At 41.5% G+C, this 22,289-nt stretch carries 22 protein-coding genes and 1 tRNA gene; 8 read left to right on the plus strand and 15 right to left on the minus strand.

The window, feature by feature from the left end; translation table 11 throughout:
• Positions 1–156 precede the first annotated feature (156 nt).
• Complete coding sequence (locus tag PSU72_RS04045) at positions 157–1,152, minus strand: sensor domain-containing diguanylate cyclase (protein WP_300430906.1); 996 nt, start codon at positions 1,150–1,152, stop codon at positions 157–159.
• 69 nt (positions 1,153–1,221) lie between these two features.
• A complete protein-coding gene (locus tag PSU72_RS04050; RefSeq protein WP_300430908.1) occupies positions 1,222–1,764 on the minus strand; it encodes a peroxiredoxin in 543 nt (180 codons plus the stop codon).
• Positions 1,765–1,875: 111 nt separating this feature from the next.
• Between PSU72_RS04050 and PSU72_RS04055 the strand changes: the two genes are divergently transcribed.
• Positions 1,876–1,951 (plus strand) — tRNA-Arg (locus PSU72_RS04055).
• A 164-nt stretch (positions 1,952–2,115) separates the two neighbouring features.
• On the opposite strand, the gene PSU72_RS04060 is transcribed toward PSU72_RS04055, so the two are convergent.
• The 3 genes from PSU72_RS04060 to PSU72_RS04070 form a co-directional block, all read right to left on the minus strand.
• Positions 2,116–3,066 (minus strand): retron St85 family RNA-directed DNA polymerase, encoded by a 951-nt coding sequence (locus tag PSU72_RS04060; protein WP_300430910.1) that lies wholly within the window; start codon positions 3,064–3,066, stop codon positions 2,116–2,118.
• A complete protein-coding gene (locus PSU72_RS04065; protein WP_300430912.1) occupies positions 3,056–3,973 on the minus strand; it encodes a retron St85 family effector protein in 918 nt (305 codons plus the stop codon). The genes PSU72_RS04060 and PSU72_RS04065 overlap by 11 nt, the downstream gene beginning before the upstream one ends.
• A gap of 326 nt (positions 3,974–4,299) precedes the next feature.
• Positions 4,300–4,794 carry a YbaK/EbsC family protein gene (locus PSU72_RS04070; RefSeq protein ID WP_300430914.1) on the minus strand — a complete coding sequence of 165 codons (495 nt, stop codon included), beginning with the start codon at positions 4,792–4,794 and terminating at the stop codon, positions 4,300–4,302.
• A gap of 212 nt (positions 4,795–5,006) precedes the next feature.
• On the opposite strand from PSU72_RS04070, the gene PSU72_RS04075 reads away from it, so the two are divergent.
• Complete coding sequence (locus tag PSU72_RS04075; protein ID WP_300430916.1) at positions 5,007–5,156, plus strand: hypothetical protein; 150 nt, start codon at positions 5,007–5,009, stop codon at positions 5,154–5,156.
• Between the two features lie 98 nt (positions 5,157–5,254).
• On the plus strand, positions 5,255–5,779 hold the full coding sequence (locus PSU72_RS04080; protein WP_300430918.1) for a DUF3617 domain-containing protein: 525 nt from the start codon (positions 5,255–5,257) through the stop codon (positions 5,777–5,779).
• A 107-nt stretch (positions 5,780–5,886) separates the two neighbouring features.
• Here the strand turns inward: PSU72_RS04080 and PSU72_RS04085 are convergent, their stop codons facing one another.
• Positions 5,887–6,519, minus strand: coding sequence for a ParA family protein (locus tag PSU72_RS04085; protein WP_300430920.1), 633 nt, complete (start codon positions 6,517–6,519; stop codon positions 5,887–5,889).
• 235 nt (positions 6,520–6,754) lie between these two features.
• Here PSU72_RS04085 and PSU72_RS04090 point away from each other — a divergent pair, with 235 nt between their 5' ends.
• Positions 6,755–6,979, plus strand: a complete 225-nt coding sequence (locus PSU72_RS04090; protein WP_300430922.1) for a hypothetical protein — start codon at positions 6,755–6,757, stop codon at positions 6,977–6,979.
• 88 nt (positions 6,980–7,067) lie between these two features.
• On the opposite strand, the gene PSU72_RS04095 is transcribed toward PSU72_RS04090, so the two are convergent.
• A complete protein-coding gene (locus tag PSU72_RS04095; protein ID WP_300430924.1) occupies positions 7,068–8,978 on the minus strand; it encodes an ATP-binding cassette domain-containing protein in 1,911 nt (636 codons plus the stop codon).
• 205 nt (positions 8,979–9,183) lie between these two features.
• On the opposite strand from PSU72_RS04095, the gene PSU72_RS04100 reads away from it, so the two are divergent.
• Both PSU72_RS04100 and PSU72_RS04105 read left to right on the plus strand, forming a co-directional pair.
• The gene (locus PSU72_RS04100) at positions 9,184–9,654 is read left to right on the plus strand and encodes a MarR family transcriptional regulator (protein WP_300430926.1); all 471 of its coding nucleotides are present in this window, start codon (positions 9,184–9,186) and stop codon (positions 9,652–9,654) included.
• Positions 9,655–9,711: 57 nt separating this feature from the next.
• Positions 9,712–10,737 carry a catalase family peroxidase gene (locus PSU72_RS04105; RefSeq protein ID WP_300430928.1) on the plus strand — a complete coding sequence of 342 codons (1,026 nt, stop codon included), beginning with the start codon at positions 9,712–9,714 and terminating at the stop codon, positions 10,735–10,737.
• A gap of 65 nt (positions 10,738–10,802) precedes the next feature.
• Here the strand turns inward: PSU72_RS04105 and PSU72_RS04110 are convergent, their stop codons facing one another.
• The gene (locus tag PSU72_RS04110) at positions 10,803–12,839 is read right to left on the minus strand and encodes a UvrD-helicase domain-containing protein (RefSeq protein WP_300430930.1); all 2,037 of its coding nucleotides are present in this window, start codon (positions 12,837–12,839) and stop codon (positions 10,803–10,805) included.
• A gap of 140 nt (positions 12,840–12,979) precedes the next feature.
• Between PSU72_RS04110 and PSU72_RS04115 the strand changes: the two genes are divergently transcribed.
• Positions 12,980–13,252, plus strand: a complete 273-nt coding sequence (locus PSU72_RS04115; protein ID WP_300430932.1) for a hypothetical protein — start codon at positions 12,980–12,982, stop codon at positions 13,250–13,252.
• 189 nt (positions 13,253–13,441) lie between these two features.
• Here the strand turns inward: PSU72_RS04115 and PSU72_RS04120 are convergent, their stop codons facing one another.
• The 5 genes from PSU72_RS04120 to ylqF form a co-directional block, all read right to left on the minus strand.
• On the minus strand, positions 13,442–15,319 hold the full coding sequence (locus PSU72_RS04120) for a potassium transporter Kup (protein WP_300430934.1): 1,878 nt from the start codon (positions 15,317–15,319) through the stop codon (positions 13,442–13,444).
• Positions 15,320–15,571: 252 nt separating this feature from the next.
• Positions 15,572–16,258: a winged helix-turn-helix domain-containing protein gene (locus PSU72_RS04125; protein ID WP_300430936.1), complete on the minus strand. Its 687-nt coding sequence runs from the start codon at positions 16,256–16,258 to the stop codon at positions 15,572–15,574.
• Positions 16,248–17,753: a DUF4118 domain-containing protein gene (locus PSU72_RS04130; protein WP_300430938.1), complete on the minus strand. Its 1,506-nt coding sequence runs from the start codon at positions 17,751–17,753 to the stop codon at positions 16,248–16,250. Before PSU72_RS04130 ends, PSU72_RS04125 begins: the two co-directional genes overlap by 11 nt.
• Positions 17,754–17,846: 93 nt before the next feature.
• Positions 17,847–18,428: an AbiV family abortive infection protein gene (locus PSU72_RS04135; protein ID WP_300430941.1), complete on the minus strand. Its 582-nt coding sequence runs from the start codon at positions 18,426–18,428 to the stop codon at positions 17,847–17,849.
• 50 nt (positions 18,429–18,478) lie between these two features.
• The gene (gene ylqF / locus PSU72_RS04140; RefSeq protein ID WP_300430942.1) at positions 18,479–19,423 is read right to left on the minus strand and encodes a ribosome biogenesis GTPase YlqF; all 945 of its coding nucleotides are present in this window, start codon (positions 19,421–19,423) and stop codon (positions 18,479–18,481) included.
• 241 nt (positions 19,424–19,664) lie between these two features.
• Here ylqF and PSU72_RS04145 point away from each other — a divergent pair, with 241 nt between their 5' ends.
• A complete protein-coding gene (locus tag PSU72_RS04145; RefSeq protein WP_300430944.1) occupies positions 19,665–20,483 on the plus strand; it encodes an SAM-dependent methyltransferase in 819 nt (272 codons plus the stop codon).
• Positions 20,484–20,500: 17 nt separating this feature from the next.
• On the opposite strand, the gene dhaK is transcribed toward PSU72_RS04145, so the two are convergent.
• Together dhaK and dhaL are read right to left on the minus strand one after the other, a co-directional pair.
• A complete protein-coding gene (gene dhaK, locus PSU72_RS04150) occupies positions 20,501–21,505 on the minus strand; it encodes a dihydroxyacetone kinase subunit DhaK (RefSeq protein WP_300430946.1) in 1,005 nt (334 codons plus the stop codon).
• 103 nt (positions 21,506–21,608) lie between these two features.
• Positions 21,609–22,235 (minus strand): dihydroxyacetone kinase subunit DhaL, encoded by a 627-nt coding sequence (gene dhaL / locus PSU72_RS04155; protein ID WP_300430948.1) that lies wholly within the window; start codon positions 22,233–22,235, stop codon positions 21,609–21,611.
• Positions 22,236–22,289 lie beyond the last annotated feature (54 nt).

Consider the following 22,289-nt stretch of genomic DNA (forward strand, 5'->3'; position numbering starts at 1 on the left):
TTAATTATTGGAACGGCTGTTGTTAGTCCACATGGTGAGACGTTGCTAGGTCGACCATTAACTAAATTAGCAGATTATTTGGAAAGCAATAAAGCAACATTTGTTTAATGATTGTTTAATCAAAAACCTAGATGCTTTGATGTGTCATCAAAGCATCTAGTTCAGCATCGCTTCTTCAAAGAATTTAGCTTGGTTCTTACCACTATTTTTAGCTTGGTACATTGCCATATCAGCATTAATCACTAATAGCTTTTCGTCTTTACCATGCTGTGGATAGAGGGCAATACCTATGCTGCAGGTAATGTGTAAATGTGTTTTAGCGACTTTAATCGGCTGGGCTACCGCCTCTACAATTTTGTGGGCGACTAATTTTACATCTTCAATCTCGTCAACAATCGGTAGTAAAATCACAAACTCATCACCGCCCATACGTGCGACAGTGTCAGACTCACGCACACATGATACTAATTGCCTTGAGACTTTTTTGAGTACGATGTCACCGGTTTCATGACCGTATAAATCATTGATTTCTTTGAATAGATCTAAGTCAATAAACATGACTGCAAGCATCTTTTTTTCGCGTTTAGCATAAGATAACGCAAGCTTAAGCCTATCGTTAAATAGTGTGCGATTAGGTACGTTAGCTAAAGCATCAAAATGCGCTAGATTTTCTAAACGAGTTTCCAGCAGCTTACGTGCTGTAATGTCTGTATGGGTACCAATCATGCGCAACGGCTTGCCATGTTTATCACGCTTAACTATCATGCCCCGCGACAGCACCCACTTGATGCTTTTATCTTTGCAGATGACTCTATGTTCGTGGATGTATTTTTCTGTCTTACCTGATAAATAGTCACTGACCGCCTGCTCTAACGATGCGGCATCATCTGGATGCACGCGGTTATTCCATTCTTTTACGTTGTTATCAACCTCTTCATTATTAAAGCCTAGCATCTCTTTGTAGCGATCAGAAAAGTGGGCTTTGTCGTTACTAATATCCCAATCCCAAACGCCATCACCAGCGCCTTCTAATGCAAACTTCCAAAGTTCTTCGCTGTTTTTTAATTTAATGTAGTAAAAGCCGACTGCAATTAAAGGCAGTAGCATGATGATTAAAGCAATATTTAACGGTAATGTTTGACTGAAATTCATTATTATTTTAGTTAATTTACATTTTGCAATTCTCTATACTACATACCAATAATGACTAAATTGAATGACTCACGGCTTGTGCTGCAACAGTTTTAAATCATCAATAATTTGCTGCGAATGGTTAGAAGTATCCACGCTCGTGTACACCTTAGCAATTTTCCCAGTTGGGCTGATTAAGAAAGTATGACGCTTTGCAATTTTTACAATGTAAAGATTTGTTAGCGAGTGATAACTGTCTGCCACAGCACCATTAGCATCTATCAATAAAGGGAATGGTAAGTGATACTTCTTAGCGAAATCAGCGTGTGAGTTACTATTATCAACACTGACGCCAACAACATTTGCCCCTAATTTTTCAAGCTGCGACATATCATCTCTAAAATGACACGCTTCTTTTGTACAACCTGGCGTGTCATCTTTGGGGTAAAAATACAGCACTAGATACTTGCCAGCGTAATCAGATAGGTAATGAGTCTGCCCTTGCGCGTCATTTAGCGTAAAGCTAGGTGCATCATCGCCAATTTGCAGTGCTCGCCCAGCCACGGCATAACTGCGATACCCAAAAAATGCTAACAACAACACGCCTGTGTAAAAGATTAACTTAAGTGTCATATATTTGATATTAGCTGCTTAATCAGCAATTACTAGGTAATTAACAATAAGTTATGTTAACACTAATACGAGATGGATTGAAATGTGAGAAAATAGCCGAAATTTTGATATGCCCCCGTAGCTCAGTGGATAGAGCATCCCCCTCCTAAGGGGAGGGTCACACGTTCGATTCGTGTCGGGGGCACCAATAATATATATAAACCAATTGGTTGCTGTTTTTATGTTTTTCTATATTAATTTAAATTTCAGTTAGTGTAGCGATAGTGCGGCCGTTAAATTGTTAATTATCTAATAGTGGTGCTTAGTTTTGCTGTACTTGGAATTAAGAAATGCGACTCACGCAGCTTTGAATTAACTTAGTATTGATTTGGCTCTGAGCTCAGTAATTTCTTTAAAATATTTTCCTTGTAGTTTTGTATAGAAGGCACTGTCTACATGAAATGCATAGGCGAGATGCCCCAATAAAGAGTCATGTTCTTCTGTACTTAATGCGCCTTTCCTATAAAGGCTGAGCAGAAGTCTTATATGATCCTTCTGGTTCCGATGTATTGTAATGTGACCATCATTGCAAATTTTAAGACCAGTAACCGAGGCAGTTCCTCCTGAGCTGCTGCCAATTTTTGTCTTCGTTGTATTTAAAGCAATATTAGGTGATTTAATAATAGAAATTAAGCTTGTAATTGCTTTCAATAAGATTTGGCTTACACCTTGCTTATTAGTCGAGAACACCAGATCATCAGCATATCTAGTGTATACCATGTCACCATATTTATCTTTATCACTTACCAAGGCCAACACGGAAGTATCAAAATCAAACATTACTATGTTACTAATCACTGGGGAGCTTGGATAGCCAACTGCTAAGGTATCTCCATGATAAAAACATGCAAGCCGAATTAGTTCTTGAGCATCAATATCAAGATCCCAATCTAAATTTTGGTCATTACGCCAATGAATGACTCTAGGTATTAAATCTGAAAATTTTATACTCGGAAAAAAATCTTTAAAATCCAGCTTAAGAAAAAATCTGTTTTCTCTATGAAGTTTTGCATTATCTAATATTGATTTTCCATCTCTGTATGCAATAGCTGCGTCATGAACTGCCATTTTTTCAAAGATATTAATTATTAACCAATACTGTATGGTTTTTAATTTCTTTGAAGGCTGAACTACTATTCTTTGTTTACCATTTCGCTTAGGAATTGCAAATCTTTTTACTTGCTGCCGAGCATGAATAAGTGCCGCATTAATCATACTTACAGGCACATCAATATCTCCTGAAATCACTTCTTTAATATTCATATATTCTCTCAGGGAAATGTTTGAGAGTGTAGTTTCTAAAAGTTGATATTACATTGCTTATGTCAAATTTATACTCATAAAAAGTCTTGCCTCTGTTACTTTTATATAGCCCTTTTTCATTTCTTGAAATTGATTCAAAGGCGACCAAGATGGCCAAGTGTTCGCTTAATTTAAAGTCTTCTTTTCCCCCAAATAGTAGTTTTAGTAACTCAATAATTTCTTTGTGTATTAATGGACCTGCTAAATAAAGCAAGTCATGTACAAACATAGCAGAAAACTTATCAAATTTTTTTGCAGGATTACATGAATCTAAATCTATAGAAGAAGCCTTAGATTTAATCGGTTCTTTGAGCAACTCATAAAGAGGATTGAAAACCTCGCCTATTGCATCTAAGTTGTGAATTCCATCGTCACTCATTTTGTAATAAATTAGATTATCTTTACTGCTAGCGTCTTCAATTGCTTTTAATGGCCCTAAATTTATAAATGACAATGAAGACTTAAATTTAGCATCGTTTATTACAATTAACTTACTTCTAAGCTCTGCATGTGAAAACGCCCCAAGTTCTGTGAAGGTACTCGGGCTTTCTAGTACTATGAGTATTTTGTCAGCAAATCTAGATATTTCATGTTCAATATCAAGTATGTTTGCTTTGTGTCCCTCTTTTTGAAGAGTTGAGAACATTTTCTCTGCTAAGAAGAATTGAGTGTGAGGTAAGTTTGTCTTTGCGAAGGCCATAATAGCCCTTCTTCGCTCGGAAACTATATGCTCACTCTTGTTAGCGCCACATATAAATATAAATTTGGATAAATCTTTCGGGAGAAAAACACGAGAATTAATGATTGCTTTTTGAAGAGTTTCAATTCTGGATTTAATTGCACTCTTATTTTTAATTAACTCATACATAAGTGTTGCCTACTAAATGCAAGCGTATCTTCCGTTTTGGAAAGTGCTGACTAGCGGTTCCCGAAACGGAAGATACGCTAGAAAGCTAAAAAATCAAGGCGGAATGTGACTCACATTCCGATGGGCTTTCGCCCATATAGCTAGGCAACAAGAAACATTGTATACCTATAAATTAGGCTATTCAATGAGTAGGCAGTATTAGAGTAAGTCGTGCTAATACATATTTCAATATCACTCTCAATTGGATATTCATTCGAGATGTCTGTTTATCTAATAAAAATAGATTGGTTTCAGAGCGATTTTTAGCTGTATGTATTCCTAATTACTCACAAGCTTGTGAATAACCCTTGTTCGGCATTTCCAAGCAGTTTAAGTAAATCAGCTCCTTTCAGAGATAAAGCAAACCCCAGAACGCCACTGCCAATCACTACGGTTTCATAGTCTTTGACACTGCTATCTACTAAAATTTGAATTGACTCTGGCAGTGCAATTGGTGGAACTGCACCAACAACATAGCCTGTGGCTTCTGATACCTCATTAAATTCAGCCATGCGACACTTACGCTCATTCAAATGATTACGTAAGACGCCCCAATCTGCACGGCCGCCGCCCGCAACAGCTAGTAAAACAAACTTGTTTGATGCTGTTTTGAATAGCACGCTTTTTACAACAGATTGTGGATCAACGCCTTGCTTCAACAGTAACTCTTCAAGATTCCGAACAGGTTTTTTATCCTCGGTTAATGGAATTTCTATCACATCAAAAGCAATGCCTTCATTTTTTAACAGCGCTGTGACAGGTGAAGTGATAAGGTTGCTCATATCAATCGTCCTAATTTAAATTATCTCAACTATATGATTACTTTTAACCAAGTAATCAAAAGTAGCGTGAAATTAAGATTTACATATTGAGTTGATATACATATATCTGACATAAAACTCTGTTAAAGTTATTTTTTCCTTAACGCATTTATTGAAGTTATCCACTTCATTTGCAACAACCAAGAAATCAAAAGTTTCTTTAGGAGATTTAAATGACTACATACCAAAACTACCGTAAAGGTCGGTTAAAAATCGCATATTTCGAGTCTAACAAATTCTTGCGTGCCATATTTACAGCCATATTTGTAACGGCGACATTTATAGTGCCAACTTCTGCGGCAGTAAAATTTCTGTTCTTTTAGATTTTGGGCAATGTCAGCCTGAAACTCAATTGCGCTGAACTAAACTTGAGTATGCCGCCTCCAAGAAAGTGTATGTCACACATTGTCTAGGAGACTCAATGCACAAAACTCTATTAGGTTTGACCATAATGGCTTCATTATTAGCGCCTTTAGCAAACGCAGCAGAGACCAATATTCGACCTGGATTATGGCAAATCACCACCACGTCTGATTTGTTGCTACTGGCACAGCACCTGCCGCTAGACCAAATGCAAAGCATTAAAGATTTAGCCAAAGATTACGGGTTTGAAATGCCTCAAATTGAAAATGGCGCTGTAGTTTCCCAAGCATGCATTACACAAGAGATGGCGAGCCAAAAAATGCTGCCTAATTTTTATCAACCGCAATTAGGCTGCATCTCTAAGAATGCAACCCGTAGCGGCAATAACTACAAAGTTGACTTTGTCTGTACCAGCTCCGACCTAAAAGGCAATGGCACTGCGACGGGCGTAATTGCAACGCCTGAGGCTTTTATAGGTCAAACTAATTTCACTGGTGAAGCTCAAGGCACGCCGGTGAACGAACGGGCTGATATCAACGGTAAGTGGATTAATGCAAGTTGTGGTGCAGTAAAGCCATTGTAAAATTGGATAACCTACAAGTTCAATCTTTGCCTAGTTTTATCACTATTACTCTTTAATATTAGAATGTTCGGGAGTTTCATGAGGCAAGCTCATGAAGTTAAATTGACTTATCTTTCATTCGCTGTCGTTTCATTCACCCAATCTAGCAATGGCTTCCACTGTTCAATATCCTGAGCGACAAGTGAAGGGCGCATATCGAATAAGCTGGCACCGAGTTCTGCGGCTGTGGCGTACACCTGTGCGTTACGAAGATAAGTGAGTATTGGAAAGCCTGTTTGCTCCATAAATTCCGCGAGGGTAGTTGCAGCATTTGTGCGGCTATTGACGCGCATGCCGACTAAAGCTACAAAGGTTTTATTTTTGCGTATGGCTTTTTCTTCTGCGAGTAAATCTAAAAAATCGGTGGTGGCGCCTATGTCAAAGGCCGATGGTTGTATGGGTACAATGACGCAGTCTGCTTGTTTAACCGCATCTGAAAGTTTTTCTTCACGAAATCCCGCCGGGGAGTCAGTAATGATCCAGTCAGGGTCGATTGATGATGGTTTGCTGCGAGGGTTGGAGGTGTGAATGATGGGTAATTCTGCGGGTCTGCGCTGCACCCAATTGGTCGATGAAAGTTGACGATCTAAATCGGATAGCAGCACTCGCCCACCAATAGAGGCAAAATAACCAGCAAGATTAGTCGCTATGGTCGTTTTGCCGCTACCACCTTTTGAGTTGGCGATTAAGATATTTCTCATGCATAAGCTCCAAAATCTTAAAGTTTAGATATCAAATCATACTGCATTTAGCCTAGTAACGTCTGACTTGTTTGTTTGTAAACAGTACGCCTGGAATCCACACCCAGCCTTTATGATAGGGCTGCGGTGTTTATAGTAAATCTTCATAAATATGTCACAAAAGTGGGCTGGTGGTTAATTATACTGCTAGCTTATTGTAGTTATATTTAAGTATTAAAAATCTGGGGAGTGTGACTTGAAAATTAAATACGCTAGCGAAGAATACATGGAAAAAGCAAAAAACTTGTCTCAGGAAGAGATTGAAAGATTACAAAGTAGAATGCGTAACAAGTTAACGCGCAGAGAAGAAGAAAAAAAGTTGAGCTTGATAGAGGTGTTAGCGATACAGCTAGAGCTTGATGATGAGCAGTTAACCGAATGGCGCGAAAAACGAATTGAAATGAACAAAAAAAATAAGTAAGTATAAAGCTAGCAGTATGTTTTCTAGCAGTGACATTTTATAAATGCTACTGCTAGAAAGTTTAGATACTTTTATAAGATCTTAATTTTTAAAGATTTTTAGCGTCCAGCTCTTCCCATCGAGCTAGTGATTTTTCTAACGAACCTTCAATTTCGATAAGTCTTGCTTGCAAGGTTTTGACTAACGTAGCTTGTGTCTTGTAGAGTTCGCCATCAGCGAGTTGTTCATTAATACTTGCTTGTTCTAACTCTAGCTTTTCAATTTCTGCAGGTATCGCCGCCAACTCTTTCTCTTCTTTAAAACTCAGTTTTGAGCTGGGTTTAGCTTGAGCAGTATTGCTAGGCTTTGTACTAGCTTTAGCCGCTTGAGCTTGCTGTGCTTTTTTCTCTTCCAAGCGTTGTTGCGTGTAACGTTGCCAATCATCATAGCCGCCGCCAAACTCAGTAAGTACTGCGTTACCTTCAAAGGCAATGACTTGTGTCACTGTGTTTTCTAAAAATGCACGGTCGTGGCTGACTAAGAATAACGTACCTGCAAACTCTTGTAGCAAGCTTTCTAGCAGTTCTAGTGTGTCGATATCCAAGTCGTTCGTCGGCTCATCTAGCACTAATACATTGGCAGGGCGGGCAAACAAACGTGCTAATAATAAGCGGTTACGTTCGCCACCTGATAGCGACTTAACTGGGGAACGTGAGCGTTGTGGTGGAAATAGAAAGTCTTCTAAATAGCTAATCACGTGTTTGCGTTCATTGCCAATTTCTACGAAGTCCGAACCTGGGCTAATGGTATCTGCCAGAGTTGCTTCTTCATCAAGCTGTTCGCGCATTTGGTCAAAATAAGCTACGTTGATTTTAGTACCACGTTCCACATTGCCGCTATCGGCTTCAATATCACCTAAAATGAGTTTGAGCAGGGTGGTTTTACCAATACCGTTCGGGCCGAGTAGGCCGATTTTGTCACCACGTAAAATGCGCGTGCTAAAGTTATTAATCAACGTTCTGTTGCCATAAGCTTTGCTGACGTTTTCTAGTTCAGCAACCAGTTTTCCGCTACGTTCGCCAGCATCTAAATTCAGTTTTACATTACCTTGACGTTCACGGCGAGCCGCGCGATCTAAGCGAAGTGCTTCTAAACGGCGCACGCGGCCTTCATTACGGGTGCGGCGAGCTTTAATGCCTTGGCGTATCCATACTTCTTCTTGTGCTAGAAACTTATCAAACTTAGCTGCGTGAACTTCCTCTACGGCAATTAACTCTTCTTTTTTGATCTGATAGTCAGCAAAATTACCGACAAAGTCTGTGAGTATGCCGCGATCTAATTCGGTAATGCGCGTCGCAAGTCTATTTAAAAAGCGTCGGTCATGGGTAATAAACAATACGCAGCCATTAAAGCTTAGTAATAGCTCTTCTAGCCATTCAATGGCTTCTAAATCAAGGTGGTTGGTTGGCTCATCCAGTAATAACACTTCAGGTTCGGCCACCAGTGCGCGGCCTAGGGCAACGCGCTTACGCCAGCCGCCTGATAAAGTAGACACTAAAGCGTCGGCATCTAAGTTTAAGCGACTCAGTACGGTTTCCACACGAGATTGCGCTGCCCAGCCATTTTGCGTATCTAAATCATGTTGTAGATGCTGCATTTTGGTCATCAAAGCATCGATGTCTGCGTCTGGCATGCCCATATCATGGGTCACTTGGTGGTAATCAATAATTGTTTGTTGCAGACCTCCCAAACCTTCGGCTACCGCTTCAAATACCGTGTGTGTAGTATCTAACTCAGGCTCTTGCGGTACATATACTACGCGGGCGCTTGGTGAGCGCCATACCGTGCCTTCATCTAACTTAATGGTACCAGCGATGGCTTTTAATAAGCTTGATTTGCCTGCACCATTGCGGCCAATCAGGCCTACACGTTCGCCAGCATCCAATTGAAATGAGGCTTTGTCTAAAAGAGCATGATGTCCAAAGGCGAGTGAAGCGTTATCTAATGTAATGTAAGGCATGATTCTGTTGCTTTCGGTGCTGTAAGTCTTTACTAAGAGATTCAGGATTTATTAAATGAGAGACTGTACTAAGGTGTACTTTAATCTGTGTTGTTTGCTAAATAAGCACATTATACATCGCTTGCTAGTATATAAATTCAAGCATATTGTTTAATACATCACAACTATATTGTACACAATTTAATTGTGATGTATTATTTCAATCATGGAAAATATAACAACACCTCAGGCAAGTGCTAAAGTCTTAAATGTGGATTTGCAGCTATGCTTTGCGCTTTACTCAGCCTCATTGAGTATGACAAAGACGTATAAGCCTTTGTTAGCAAAACTCAAGCTGACGTATCCGCAATATTTAGTTTTATTGGTGCTATGGGAAAAAGACGGCGTGACCGTCAATAGCATTGGAGAACGGTTGTTTTCAGATTCAGGCACACTAACACCGCTGCTTAAGCGCTTAGAAAAGTTAGGTTTAATTCAGCGCCAGCGCGCTATTGAAGACGAGCGCAAGGTCATTATTACGCTAACAGAGCAGGGTAAGTTATTGCAATCTCAGGCGGCTGATATACATCCACAAATTGCTTGTAGTACAGGTTGCACGCTTACTGAGCTGAAAGAACTCAACAGCCAGCTCATTTTACTAAGAACAAGTTTAATTAATAAATTAGTAACACCGTAATTAGAATATACGTATTAGCTTTACACATTTCACTTTATTAAAATCTAGGAGAATAGTATGAACAAAAAACGCTCATTATTGAATATCAAAAGCCTGGCACTTTCTGTGCTGGTGTTGAGCATATCTAATGCCTATGCAGAGGATGCAAAAGTGGCTGAAAGCAGCAAACCAGTGGTGGAGCAGATTGTTAACACGCTGACCAAATTATCAGGCGGTCCTTATCAAGGTTATCGTGCTAATCATGCAAAAGGTATTGTCGTGCAAGGTGAATTCGTACCAGCAAAGTCAGCTGCCAGCTTGAGTAAAGCAGTACATTTGCAAACAAAACCTAGTCCAGTGACAGTACGTTTTTCAGATGCCACAGGTCTGCCAACCATTCCAGATGCCGATGGCAATGCTTTTCCTAAGGGCATCGCGATTCGCTTTCAGCTAGCAGAAGGTGCCTATACTGATATTGTGAGTATTTCTACCAATGGCTTTCCTGCAGCCAAGCCTGAAGACTTTTTAGGGTTATTAAATTCTATAGCGGCGAGCGGCCCTGATGCTGCAAAACCATCACCAGTTGAACAATTCTTAGGGTCACATCCAGCAGCACTGGCTTTTGTGCAAATGCCAAAACCAGCGCCTGTGAGTTTTGCAACAGAGAGTTTTTACGGTGTAAACGCGTTTAAATTTACCAATGCCAAAGGTGAAACACAGTATGGCCGTTATCGCATCACTCCAATCAACGGGGCTGAGTTCTTAACCAAAGAACAAGCGGCTCAAGCAACACCAAACTATTTGATGGAAGAGCTGCCAGTACGTTTAAGCAAAGCCCCAGCTAAATTTAAAATTGCTGTGCAATTGGCTGACAAAGGTGATGTAGTGAATGACCCTACAGTGGTTTGGCCAGAAACCAGAAAACAAATTGAATTAGGCACGCTAACGCTCAAAAACGTAGATGTTGATGGCGTCAAGTTTGAGAAAGCGACGATGTTCAATCCGCTGGTATTAGTCGATGGTATCGATGCTTCTGATGATCCAATATTGTTAGCCCGTCCAGCTGCTTATGCGGTGAGTTACGGTAGACGTTTAGGCCAATAATCATTTAGCTAATAACGAGCATTTATTTGAGTTGTATTTTCAGATAAATGCTCAGTTAGATTGAATCAATTGTTAATGTTAAGCATGGCGCGAATATTCGCCATTTTAGATTTACCAAATTCTTTACTAGCTTCTGCGTCTTTATTAAACGGATTACCAAAGTGACGCACATCATCTTTTGGTAATTCCGCAATAAAGCGGCTAGGTTCACACATTTGCATTTCACCTGCGCGCTTACGTTTTTTGCACCATGAAATATTCAGCGATTTCTGTGCGCGAGTAATCCCCACATACATCAAGCGTCGTTCTTCTTCAATTTTTGTGGGGTCTGTAACGCCTAAATCGATACTTTCGCGATGCGGCAATATGCCTTCTTCAACGCCAATTAAAAACACATGGCCAAACTCCAAACCTTTTGCTGCATGTAACGTAGATAGTTTAACAGCATCAGGCTCGCCATCTTCACGGCCTTCCAGCATACTCATCAGCGACACCATCTGCGTGAGTTCTAATAAGTTTTTGCCGTCAGTCTCGTTGCCAAACTCTGTGCTTGCTTCACCTTTTTTAGTCAGCCAGCCAATAAAATCAAGCACATTTTTCCATTTGCTCTCAGCAGCGCGCGGCTCATCGCTATCGTATAAAAAGGCTTCGTATTGTATGGTGGTAAGCAAGTCGTTAAGCACTTCACCTGCTGGGTCGCGCACAGCACGTTCTTGAATTTTTTGAATATAAGTACAAAAATTCAACAAGTCTTCTAGCTGTTTATTGCCTATGTCATTTTGAAAGTCGCCCTCAAACGCCGCGGCAAACAATGATATTTTGTGTAAGCTGGCAAACTCGCCTAAACGCTCAAGCGTAGTATTACCTATACCTTTTTTAGGCGTAGTGGCCGCGCGGATGAAAGCAGGGTCGTCATCTTCGTTAGCCACTAAGCGCAAATAACTGATTAAATCTTTAATTTCGGCTTTATCAAAAAAGGATTGGCCGCCCGAGATGGTGTAGGGGATTTTGTGATTACGCAGGTATTGTTCAAAAATACGCGCTTGGTGGTTGCCGCGGTAAAGAATAGCGTAATCCAGAAACTTAGTGCGGTTTTCAAACTTATGCGCTTGCAGCTTCATAATGACGGATTCGGCTTCAGCTTCCTCACTCATACATGCAGACACTTGAATTAAATCACCCGTGCCTAAATCGCTCCACAGTTTCTTTTCAAAAAGCTTTGGGTTATTCGCAATCACCGCGTTGGCGCCACGCAATATGCGTATCGTAGAGCGATAATTCTGTTCTAGCTTGATGACTTTTAACTTGCTAAAGTCCTCTGTCAGTTGGCGTAAATTCTCTACGTCCGCGCCACGCCAGCCGTAAATCGCTTGGTCGTCATCGCCCACTGCGGTAAATTGCCCACGCAGACCAGTAAGCATTTTTACCAGTTTGTACTGGCAAGCATTGGTGTCTTGGTATTCATCTATCAGTAGATATTGCAACTTGCGCTGCCACTTATTAAGCGCAGCTTCGTGTTCATCAAATAACTCGACAGGTAACTTAATTAAGTCATCAAAATCAACTGCTTGATAAGCTTTTAGCGTTTGTTGATATAGCTGGTAAACCTTGGCTGCTGCGTGAGTGAGTTCCTCTTCGGCAGTGGCTTTGGCTTGGTCTGGATTAACAAAACCATTCTTCCAATGCGAGATTTGCGATTGCGTCTTGCGTAATAACTGCTTATCAGTGGTGGCTAAAATATCAGCAAGAATCTTAAAGCTATCCGATGAATCCAAGATTGAAAACTGAGGTTTATAACCAAGTAATGATGCTTCAGCGCGCAACATTTGCAAACCAAGCGAGTGAAACGTCGCAATGGTTAAACCTTTGATGTTTTTACCCACCATTAACTTACCTACACGTTCTTGCATCTCCCGTGCTGCTTTGTTGGTAAAGGTGATGGCTGCGATTTCTTTAGGCGAGTAACCTGCTTCATCAATCAAATAGCTGATTTTTTGCGTAATTACACGAGTTTTGCCACTACCTGCACCAGCAAGTACTAGCAATGGACCATCGAGATATTTAACAGCGTCGCGTTGGGGCGCGTTCAGAGAATTTAACATGCAGTGCTTTTTGGAGTTCTTGTGTAAAACTTAAGCGTAAGATTTTAACGTTTAAGGCTATAACAAGCTATCAATTAAATGATTAAAGCATGCCATAATTGCTGACTCAAAAATAAGCACATAAATGTTAAAGGAATAGCATGCGATCGAGCGCAAGATCTACCAGAGCCAGTGCCGCGATTGATAGGCTAAAACGACGTAGCGGCAACGACAACTATTCAATGTCCATGAATAGCGGCGCTATGTTTAGCCTGCTGCTAGCCACTGGTGGGGGAGATTCCGAACGTTTATGTGAGCCGATGATGATGGAAGATTTTGTGGCGTTTGTGAATGCTTATGGTCCACAAACGCCTAAACGTGTCAGTAAATTAGATATTGAATTTAGTAAGCAACTGACTAAAAAGAGCGAATAAGCTTAACTTAAGAAATCTTTGCTCGAAGGTGGAAACCATTCACAAAAGCATCAAACATCCGTCATTCCCGCGTAGGCGGGAATCCAGTCAAGTGGTTGATTAGCCTAGATTCCCGCCTACGCGGGAATGATGGAAAATAGAGGGGTGAAATTAAGCGTCAAATTGCTTCGTGCAAAGCTCCCACTTCATTTAAATATGCACCCTAGTACCTAATTCAATCACACTGTTACTTGGAATATTGAAATAGCCCACAACGCTCCCAGCGTTTCGTGACATCAAGGCAAATAAATCATCACGCCATTTAGCCATCTTCCCACCAGGGCCAGAAATCACAGTTTCACGACTAATAAAGTATGAAGTAGTGAACGGGTCGATTGAAAAGCCGACTAAATTGCTCTCAGCAAGTGCTTTGGGGATGTTAGGCGTTTCCATAAAGCCGTAGTGTAATTTCACTTGCCAAAAGCCTGCGCCAATCTCTTTAATTGCAAAGCGCTGCTCTTTTTCTACAGTGGGCGTGTCGGCAAACTCCACTGTCAGAATCAGGTTCGTTTGATGTAACACCTGATTATGCTTCAAGTTATGCATCAGCGCTTGCGGTACAGTGTCTGGGTTTGCGCAAAGAAATATAGCGGTACGTTCAATTCTAGCTTTGGTATCGCGGGTGATATTTTTAACAAAATCTTCAAGTTTTGGGTCATCTTCGTGAATATGTTGCAGTAAAATTTCGCGACCTTGTTTCCACGTCCACATAATGGTAACTAAGCTGATTCCAAGCGCAATTGGGAACCATCCGCCTTTGAAAAACTTAGCTGAGCAAGAGGTCAGTAATAACAAGTCTAGGGCAAAGAAAGCGATAGTTGCGCTCAACGCTAGCCATACTGGATATTTCCAGTTGTGGCGTATCACAAAGTAGGTGAGTATCGTGGTGATTAGCATTGTGCCTGTCACGGCAATACCATAGGCTGAAGCAATCGCAGATGAGTTTTGAAAAGCGATAGTCAGCATGATGACGGCAGCCAATAACAACCAATTGATTGCGGGTACATAAATTTGGCCTGATTCACTTGCAGACGTATGCAGGATTTGCATTCTAGGTAAAAATCCAAGTTGTATGGCTTGCTGCGTGATGGAATACGTACCTGAAATAACCGCCTGAGAGGCAATAATAGTTGCCATTGTTGCCAGTACCACAACTGGTATTAACCATTCTTGTGGGAAAGATAGATAGAACGGATTACTTACCGCGGCTGGCGTTGTAAGTAGCAATGCGCCTTGACCAAGATAATTAAGTGCTAAGCATGGGAAAACTAAACATGTCCATGCGATGCGTATAGCAGGTCTACCAAAGTGTCCCATGTCGGCATAAAGCGCTTCTGCACCTGTAATGGCTAATGTCACTGCACCTACAGCTAAAAATACGCCAGTACCTCGGTCAGCTAAAAAATGAAACGCATAAATTGGATTTAATGCATTAAGAATAACTGGGTTTTGCAATATGTGATGAACGCCAACAATGCCTAGTGTGGCAAACCAAACAATCACGATAGGCCCAAAGAACTTACCGACTGTGTTTGTGCCATATTTTTGCACTGCAAAGAGTGAAATTAAAATGGTCAGCGCAATTGGAATAACGTATGTGGAGAGCTCCGGTTTTATGAGCTCCATACCTTCAACTGCGGAAAGTACAGAGATGGCGGGCGTGAGTATGCTGTCACCATAAAACAGCGCGGCACCAAACACACCTAAAGCCATGAGTATTTTTTTACGATTTGGTGCAGAGCCTGAGCTGGAAATAGCGAGTGCCAGCAAAGCCATTACGCCACCTTCACCGCGATTATCTGCTCGTAATACTAGTATCACGTATTTCAACATCACGACTAGCATCAACGCCCAGAACACGGCTGAGATGGCGCCAATGATGTTAGCTTGATTAAGCGCGATACCTGTAGCTTCGCTAAAAATGACTTGGATGGTATATAAGGGGCTTGTTCCAATGTCGCCGTAAACAACACCGATAGCCCCTAAAGTAAGTGCTGCCAGACTCTTAGATTTTATATTGTTACTCATGATGTGTTTTAAATGCCTTGTATTATTATGACAAGGTCATTAAAACAGGGGTGATGTATCAATCACATAAACAAGATTGATACTTTTATTTAGGGTGTCATTCCGTGCTTGACACGGAATCTAGTGACTTTATCAGGGAAGCTGATAAGAAATACTAAAGCCAGCAAGCCTGCAAGCATTGCTAAAAGACGCTGGATACTGACTTTCGTCGGTATGACGATTGTAAAAAAATACTACTTTTAACTTAGGAATTTAAGTCGCGGCGAGCCTGTAACCTATGCCAGCTTCGGTCAATATATAACGCGGTGTAGCAGGGCTTTTCTCAAGTCGGGCACGTAATCGCCCCATATGGATACGCAAATAATGCGTGTCATCTACATATTCGGCGCCCCAAACTTCGGTCAATAGCTGGCGATGTGTGAATGCCTTGCCTGGCTTCGTCACCAATATGAACAGCAATTTAAACTCGATTGGGGTTAAATGCACCGGCTGCTGATTTAATAACACCGTGGAATTGACAGTATCTATTGTTAACTCATCTACGTGATATACATCGTCACGCAATGACATCATCGCCGTGCGTTTGAGCGCTACTTTAACTCTGGCGAGAAGCTCATTCACGCCAAAAGGTTTGGCTAAATAATCATCAGCGCCATCGTTAAAGCAGTCTACTTTTTCTTGCTCTGCTTGGCGTGCAGAGAGCACCAGTATTGGAATATCTGAATTCAGGCGCACGTATGCAATCACCTCTCGACCATCACCATCAGGCAGATTCAAATCTAGTATCACTAAGGCAGGTTTGTTTGCATCAAATAAACGCTTACCCTCTGCAATGGTATGCGCACACAAGGTGTGATAGCCATTAGCTTTCAAGCTGGATTGCAGAAATTGACTGATCTGCAAATCATCTTCAACCACTAGAATATGATTATTGGACATCAACAATACCCAGTTCTGGCGCGGCAAAGCTTAAGGTGGCGCTAGCACCGCCACCATCTCTATTGCTGAGGGTGAAATTCGCACCGTGCGATTTTGCGATAGCTTGCACAATAGAAAGACCTAAACCAAAACCTTTAGCTTTGGTCGTCATGAATTTTTTAATGGCTATTGAATCCATGCCTTCAGTGAAGCCATTGCCACGGTCTTTTACGCTTATATTCACCATGTTATCCATTTTACTGACTTCAATTAGTATCGGCTCATCACTTGTATGTGCCTGCTTCGCGTTATCAATCAAATTGACCAAAGCCTGCGTTAATAGGTTTACATTGCCTTTGATTAACAACTCAGGTTCATTCATCGTGACTTTAATATTGAGCGTTTCCCCGCGGTTTTGATATAACGCCATCACTATTCCAATGAGTTCTTCTGGCGATTGCCAGTCCAAAGGAATAGGCGTTGCCGAATGTGACTCTAAGCGAATAAGCGAAAGAATGTTCTCGGTAGTATTTGCCAAATATCGAGTTTGAGAAGTAATTAGTGTGGTTAATTGTGCTGCTTGTTCCGCATTCAAGTTAGCTTGATGCAAGGTCGTTGCAGCGCCTAATATTGACGTGAGCGGTGTGCGCATATCGTGAGAAATAGAGGCCAACAGCGCGTTCTGAATCGCCTCTTCTTGAGTAGCCAATTCTGCAAGTTGGGCTTTTTCACTATTAATGAGTCGTTGATACGCTTGCGAAATTTGATCCACACACGATTTTATGGCCGTATAAGTTTCTATGCTTTCCTCATCATCAACTTTATCAACCACTAAAATTGGGTCAGCGCTTGGTAAGCGGTTGAAAGGTAGCAACCATTGTTTTGATTGCGTGATAGATTCAGTCCAGTAGTCCGTGTAAGGGCTAATCGGTTTACCATTCTCTGAAACCCAGTTCAATAAGCGCTTATCAGGCGTTTGTACCGCATCAGATTGAATGCTGAGGCTATAACTATATTTTGACTCTGCTGAATTTGCTGGCTGAGTTATCGCGATAGCGAATGGCTTATTAAACTCTTTTTGCAGTAATGAGCAGGTATCCAACAACAGATTGTCAATATTGTTGGCTAGTGCCAAACGCTCTGCAAGCGCCCTGGCAAACTCTGCTCGTTGCGCATTAATAAGTGCTTGCTGAGATTGAAGTTTGAGTTGTTTAACCAGCGAGGTGATGACGGTGGAAACGATAAGAAAACAAACTAAACTAGTCCACGACTCAGCATGCGCAACTTCAAAGGTATAACGCGGCTCGGTGAAAAAGTAGTTAATCGTCAAGAAGGCTAGAAACGCAGTACTTAAAGCGACAAAGAACTCACAAAAATAAGCCGCTGTAACCACTACCAGCAAATTTAACAGTGTGACCCCAGTAATCCCCAAAGAGGCGAAAAAGTTGTAATTAAAAGCCGTCACTATCGCCAATAAAACAAGCATACTCAATAACTGTAAACTCTGTTTTTGCATTTTGAAACTCCTAGCGCATACAATAAATCAGAGTTTACGGTTTAGATATATCAATCGCATAAATATTTAGAGATTGGTTTTCTGTAATTGATTTTATGTGTTTTTGATTTGCTCAAATAGCGCATCTGTAATATCGTCGGCTTCATACGAATACTTAGTTGAACCAACTAGTGCATCGTCAAATGCTTCTATGGCAAATAAAACTAAAGACCGAGCTAGATCTCTATCTACTTTTTCAGATGGAACTACGAGACAGTCATTTTCTCTTTGAAAATATAGGGCATTTTCTCTAATTTGAACAAATCCGGCATTTTGAGCCATGCTCATGATCCGCTCAAGTTCGTCCTTACCAAGAGCATTTTCTAAGCGCTTTCCCATTGGAACGGTTGGCATTGCTGCAATCTGATGTTTGATCTTATGATTTCTAAACATATTTCGGCCGTTTTTCTCTGGATGTGTACCATCGGTGAATAAGCCAATGTGAGCTTTGGCTACTTCTTCACATGCTGTAATACTTAAAAACGCCGAACTTGGATAGCTACCCCCTAAATATAGCGATGATGAATCTTGAATCAACATAACTATATGATCAATTGCCTTATTAAGTTCGTCAACGCTTCGGATCAGATTTGCATCTGTTCTTGCAATGCCTTGAATTAGTTCAAATACTTCCACGATCCAATCTCAATTTACAGATATTAGGAATTATCTGTTTGTTAACAGGCTTAACTAGCCTCATTCTCGTCCACCTCAGAAGCCGTATCCTCAATAACATTCGGCAAGCTTGCCTGCATCATTTCGCTACGGCTTAACGGCGTTTCTAAGCTAATTCTGCCTATCGCGCCGCTGCGGTAATCGGTGAGAAAAGCGACTGCGGTTTTTTCCATATCCCATAAGCCATCGTGGCGTTTGTATGAGCGACGTCTGGCGATGGCTTCGAGCAAATCTACGCCATCCATTTTTAGCACATCTAAGAAGCCACCTTCTTGTTTCATGGTGTCTAGTTTGTAGCGTGCATTCACCAGAGCTGGATAGCTTTTAAGTAGGTTGTTGGCTAAGAAAATCGCAACATCTTCATCAATCACCGCATTACGACCAATCGCATGGCTGGCGGCTAGCATGTAGCCGTCGCTTTCATATTGGATTTTTGGCCACATCATCCCTGGTGTGTCGGTAATGCTCATGGTTTCGCTAATGTCGAAGCGTTGCTGGCTTTTAGTCACAGCAGGTTCGTCGCCTACTTTAGCTACGCGGCGGTTGAGCAGGGCGTTCATCAGCGTTGACTTGCCAACGTTAGGAATGCCCATAATCATCATGCGCAATGGCTTTAAATGTGTGCCACGGTGTGGTGTAAGTGCTAAACAATGCTTCAAAATTTTATTGGCTTCACCCGGTTTTTTGCATGAAAGCGCAACGGCCTTAGTGTTGGGTTGGCGGTTAAAGTAATTCAGCCAAGCTTCAGTCGCTTTAGGATCTGCCAAGTCAGATTTATTGAGTATTTTTAAATTAGGGCGCTGTCTGAACAAGCGCATTTCGTTAATCACGGGGTTATGGCTCGCTTCAGGCACGCGCGCATCCAGCACCTCAATCACAATGTCCATAAACTCCATTGTTTCTTCGGCTTTTTTGCGTGCTTGGGTCATGTGACCCGGATACCATTGAATTGCCATTTAATACCTCAAAATCAAAAAATGTTGTCGCAATACTTCGTTGCTCAATGATTTTGATTGCTTGCATATAACCCATATGCGGCGCCCTCAAAATCAATTCGCGCCTCGTTTTGCTTAAACATTTTCAATTTTCGAGGCATTAAATATTGCGTATTACTGCGCATTTTAACATTTAGTATTAATAATCAAGTTTTTATCTTGGTTTATCTTTAGTTCAGCGTTTATGGCTTAAAATACGCACATGCAAATACCTGAAATAAAACCTAATCAATCCATTGAGCTACTCAAAGCTCTGCATATTCTGACGCGCGACGGTAAGCTCAACCAAGACAGTCGTCGCAAGCTCAAGCAGGTTTACCATTTGGTGAATTTTATTGAGCCTTTGTTTAATGAGGTTTTGGCGCAAAACCCTAACCCAACCATGGTTGATCATGGCGCAGGTAAGTCATACTTAGGCTTTATTTTGTATGATTTGTTGCTCAAACAGCATGCCGCAGGGCAGGTGGTTGGTATAGAAACTCGCGCAGAGTTGGTTGAAAAGTCACGTCAGCTTGCAGAAGATTTGCATTTTGAACGCATGGGTTTTCAACATTTAAGTGTGGAAGAATCCATCACCTCTAATACTTTACCAGACACGGTGGATATTGTGACTGCGCTGCATGCCTGCAATACCGCTACTGATGATGCGATTCAGTTTGGTTTAAAGAAAAAAGCTAAATATATGGTACTTGTGCCATGCTGTCAGGCGGAAGTTGCGGAGGTGTTACGTCAGCACAAAAATGAAAGTTTTGGCAAAACGCCTTTAAGTGAAATCTGGCGCCACCCGATTCACACGCGCGAATTTGGCAGTCAAATCACCAATGTGTTGCGCTGTTTGCAGCTAGAAGCTGCTGGTTATCAATTGACCGTGACGGAACTAGTGGGTTGGGAACATTCCATGAAAAACGAGCTGATTATTGCTAAATATACCGGTCAGCCGCGCAAAAACGCGCAAGAGCGATTAGAGGCTATATTAAAAGAGCTTAACTTAGAAGCGCTTAAAAGCAGGTTTCTAGCTTAATCAATTTTTACCTTTGCTTATTTCCCCCATCTTAATGCCGCAGTATGCACAGGGCTATCCCAATGCTGTTTGATTTCATCGTCTAATAAACATAAGGTGATAGAAGCGCCCGCCATATCTAAGGCTGTGGTGTAATTACCAACGAGTGAACGTGAAATTTCAAGGTTATGCAGGTTGAATAGTTTGGCAGCGGTGTTGTATATGAGGTAAAGCTCCATTAACGGTGTTGCGCCAAAGCCGTTAACGAGTAGCAAGGCTTCGTGCTTTTTAGAAGGCTGCAAATTTCTTGTTTTAAAATCCATCAAAATAGCTTCAACACAATCACCGATGATTTCATCTGCTGGGCGCATGGTTTCGCGTCTGCGACCGGGCTCGCCGTGTATACCAACGCCCATTTCAATTTCAGTATCGCTAATGTCAAAAGTAGCACGCCCAGCCGCTGGTACTGTGCAGCTAGTGAGTGCTACGCCGATGCTGGCGGTACGATTGTTAACTTTGTCGCCTAGCGCTTTGCAAGTTTGCAAGTCAGCGCCAGTTTCCGCCAAACTGCCTACACATTTTTCTACAATCACGGTGCCCGCAACGCCGCGACGCCCCGTGGTGTAAGTGCTATTCACCACCGCACAATCGTCACTTGTGAGCACAGTGGCATGTTCAAAAGGCAACATTTCTGCCGCCATTTCAAAATTCATCACATCGCCAGCGTAATTTTTAACAATAAATAAAATACCCTTATCTGCATGCACGGCTTCTGCTGCCATCAGCATTTGGTCTGGCGTGGGTGAGGTGAACACATGACCTGGGCAAGCGGCATCTAACATGCCGTAGCCAATATAGCCTGCGTGCAAAGGTTCATGTCCAGAGCCACCGCCAGAGATAATGGCAACTTTGTTTTGTGCTTTCTCAGCACGGGTTAGAAAGTTTGGGTCAAGGTGAAGTTCTACCAAATCGTGATGCGCTTTGGCAAATCCAGTGAGGCTTTCAACTAAGATATTATCAACTTTATTGATGAATTTTTTCATTTTATTGTCCTTGCTTATCATCACTTTGTTACAAAAAACCTCATTTACAAATACGTAAATGTCGGTCTTTTGCGCCTCGTTATGATTGCGCCCATAAATTTAATTATTTTAAACAGAGTTTACAAACAGTCTCTATCATTAACTGGCAACTCTTAGCGCCAGGGTCTATATGTCCAATAGCACGTTCACCTAAGCCTGCAGCACGGCCTTTGGTGGCGATTAGGTCTTTAGTTGAAAGCATGCCTTGTTCGGCGATATTGATGAGTGTTGCGCATATCAATTTAACGTCGCAGTTTTGTGTGGCTAATAGTACGAATTGATTTGAAACTGGAATAAGCACATCAAGCATGGTTTTTTCACCGAGGCCAGCTTTGCCTCGCTGAATAATGGCTTGTACGCCGCCAGCAAAGGCTGCGGCTATTTTTAAGTTTGATTCATCGCCATTTTCTTTTAGCACTTTAGCCATGCTCATGAAGAAACTAGCCAGTAGTGGCCCAGATGCACCGCCGATAGTGCTGAGTAGCTTCATGCCTATTTTATTCAAAGCTTCATCAGGTTTAAGTGATACTAAGTCGGCCTGCATTGCAGCAACAGTGGTCGCGCCACGTTTCATATTGATATAGTGGTCACCATCTCCAATTTCACGGTCTAGCGATTCCAATGTGCTTTCATTGGCTAAAATTGTTTGTTGAATCGCTAGTGCTGCTTCAATGATGAACTCTGTTTTCATATGTAGTTTGTATCAGTAGTTTTAGTGATTAACACTATATGGTGATTGAATTAA

Source organism: Methylotenera sp. (assembly GCF_029945535.1).
Lineage (GTDB): Bacteria > Pseudomonadota > Gammaproteobacteria > Burkholderiales > Methylophilaceae > Methylotenera.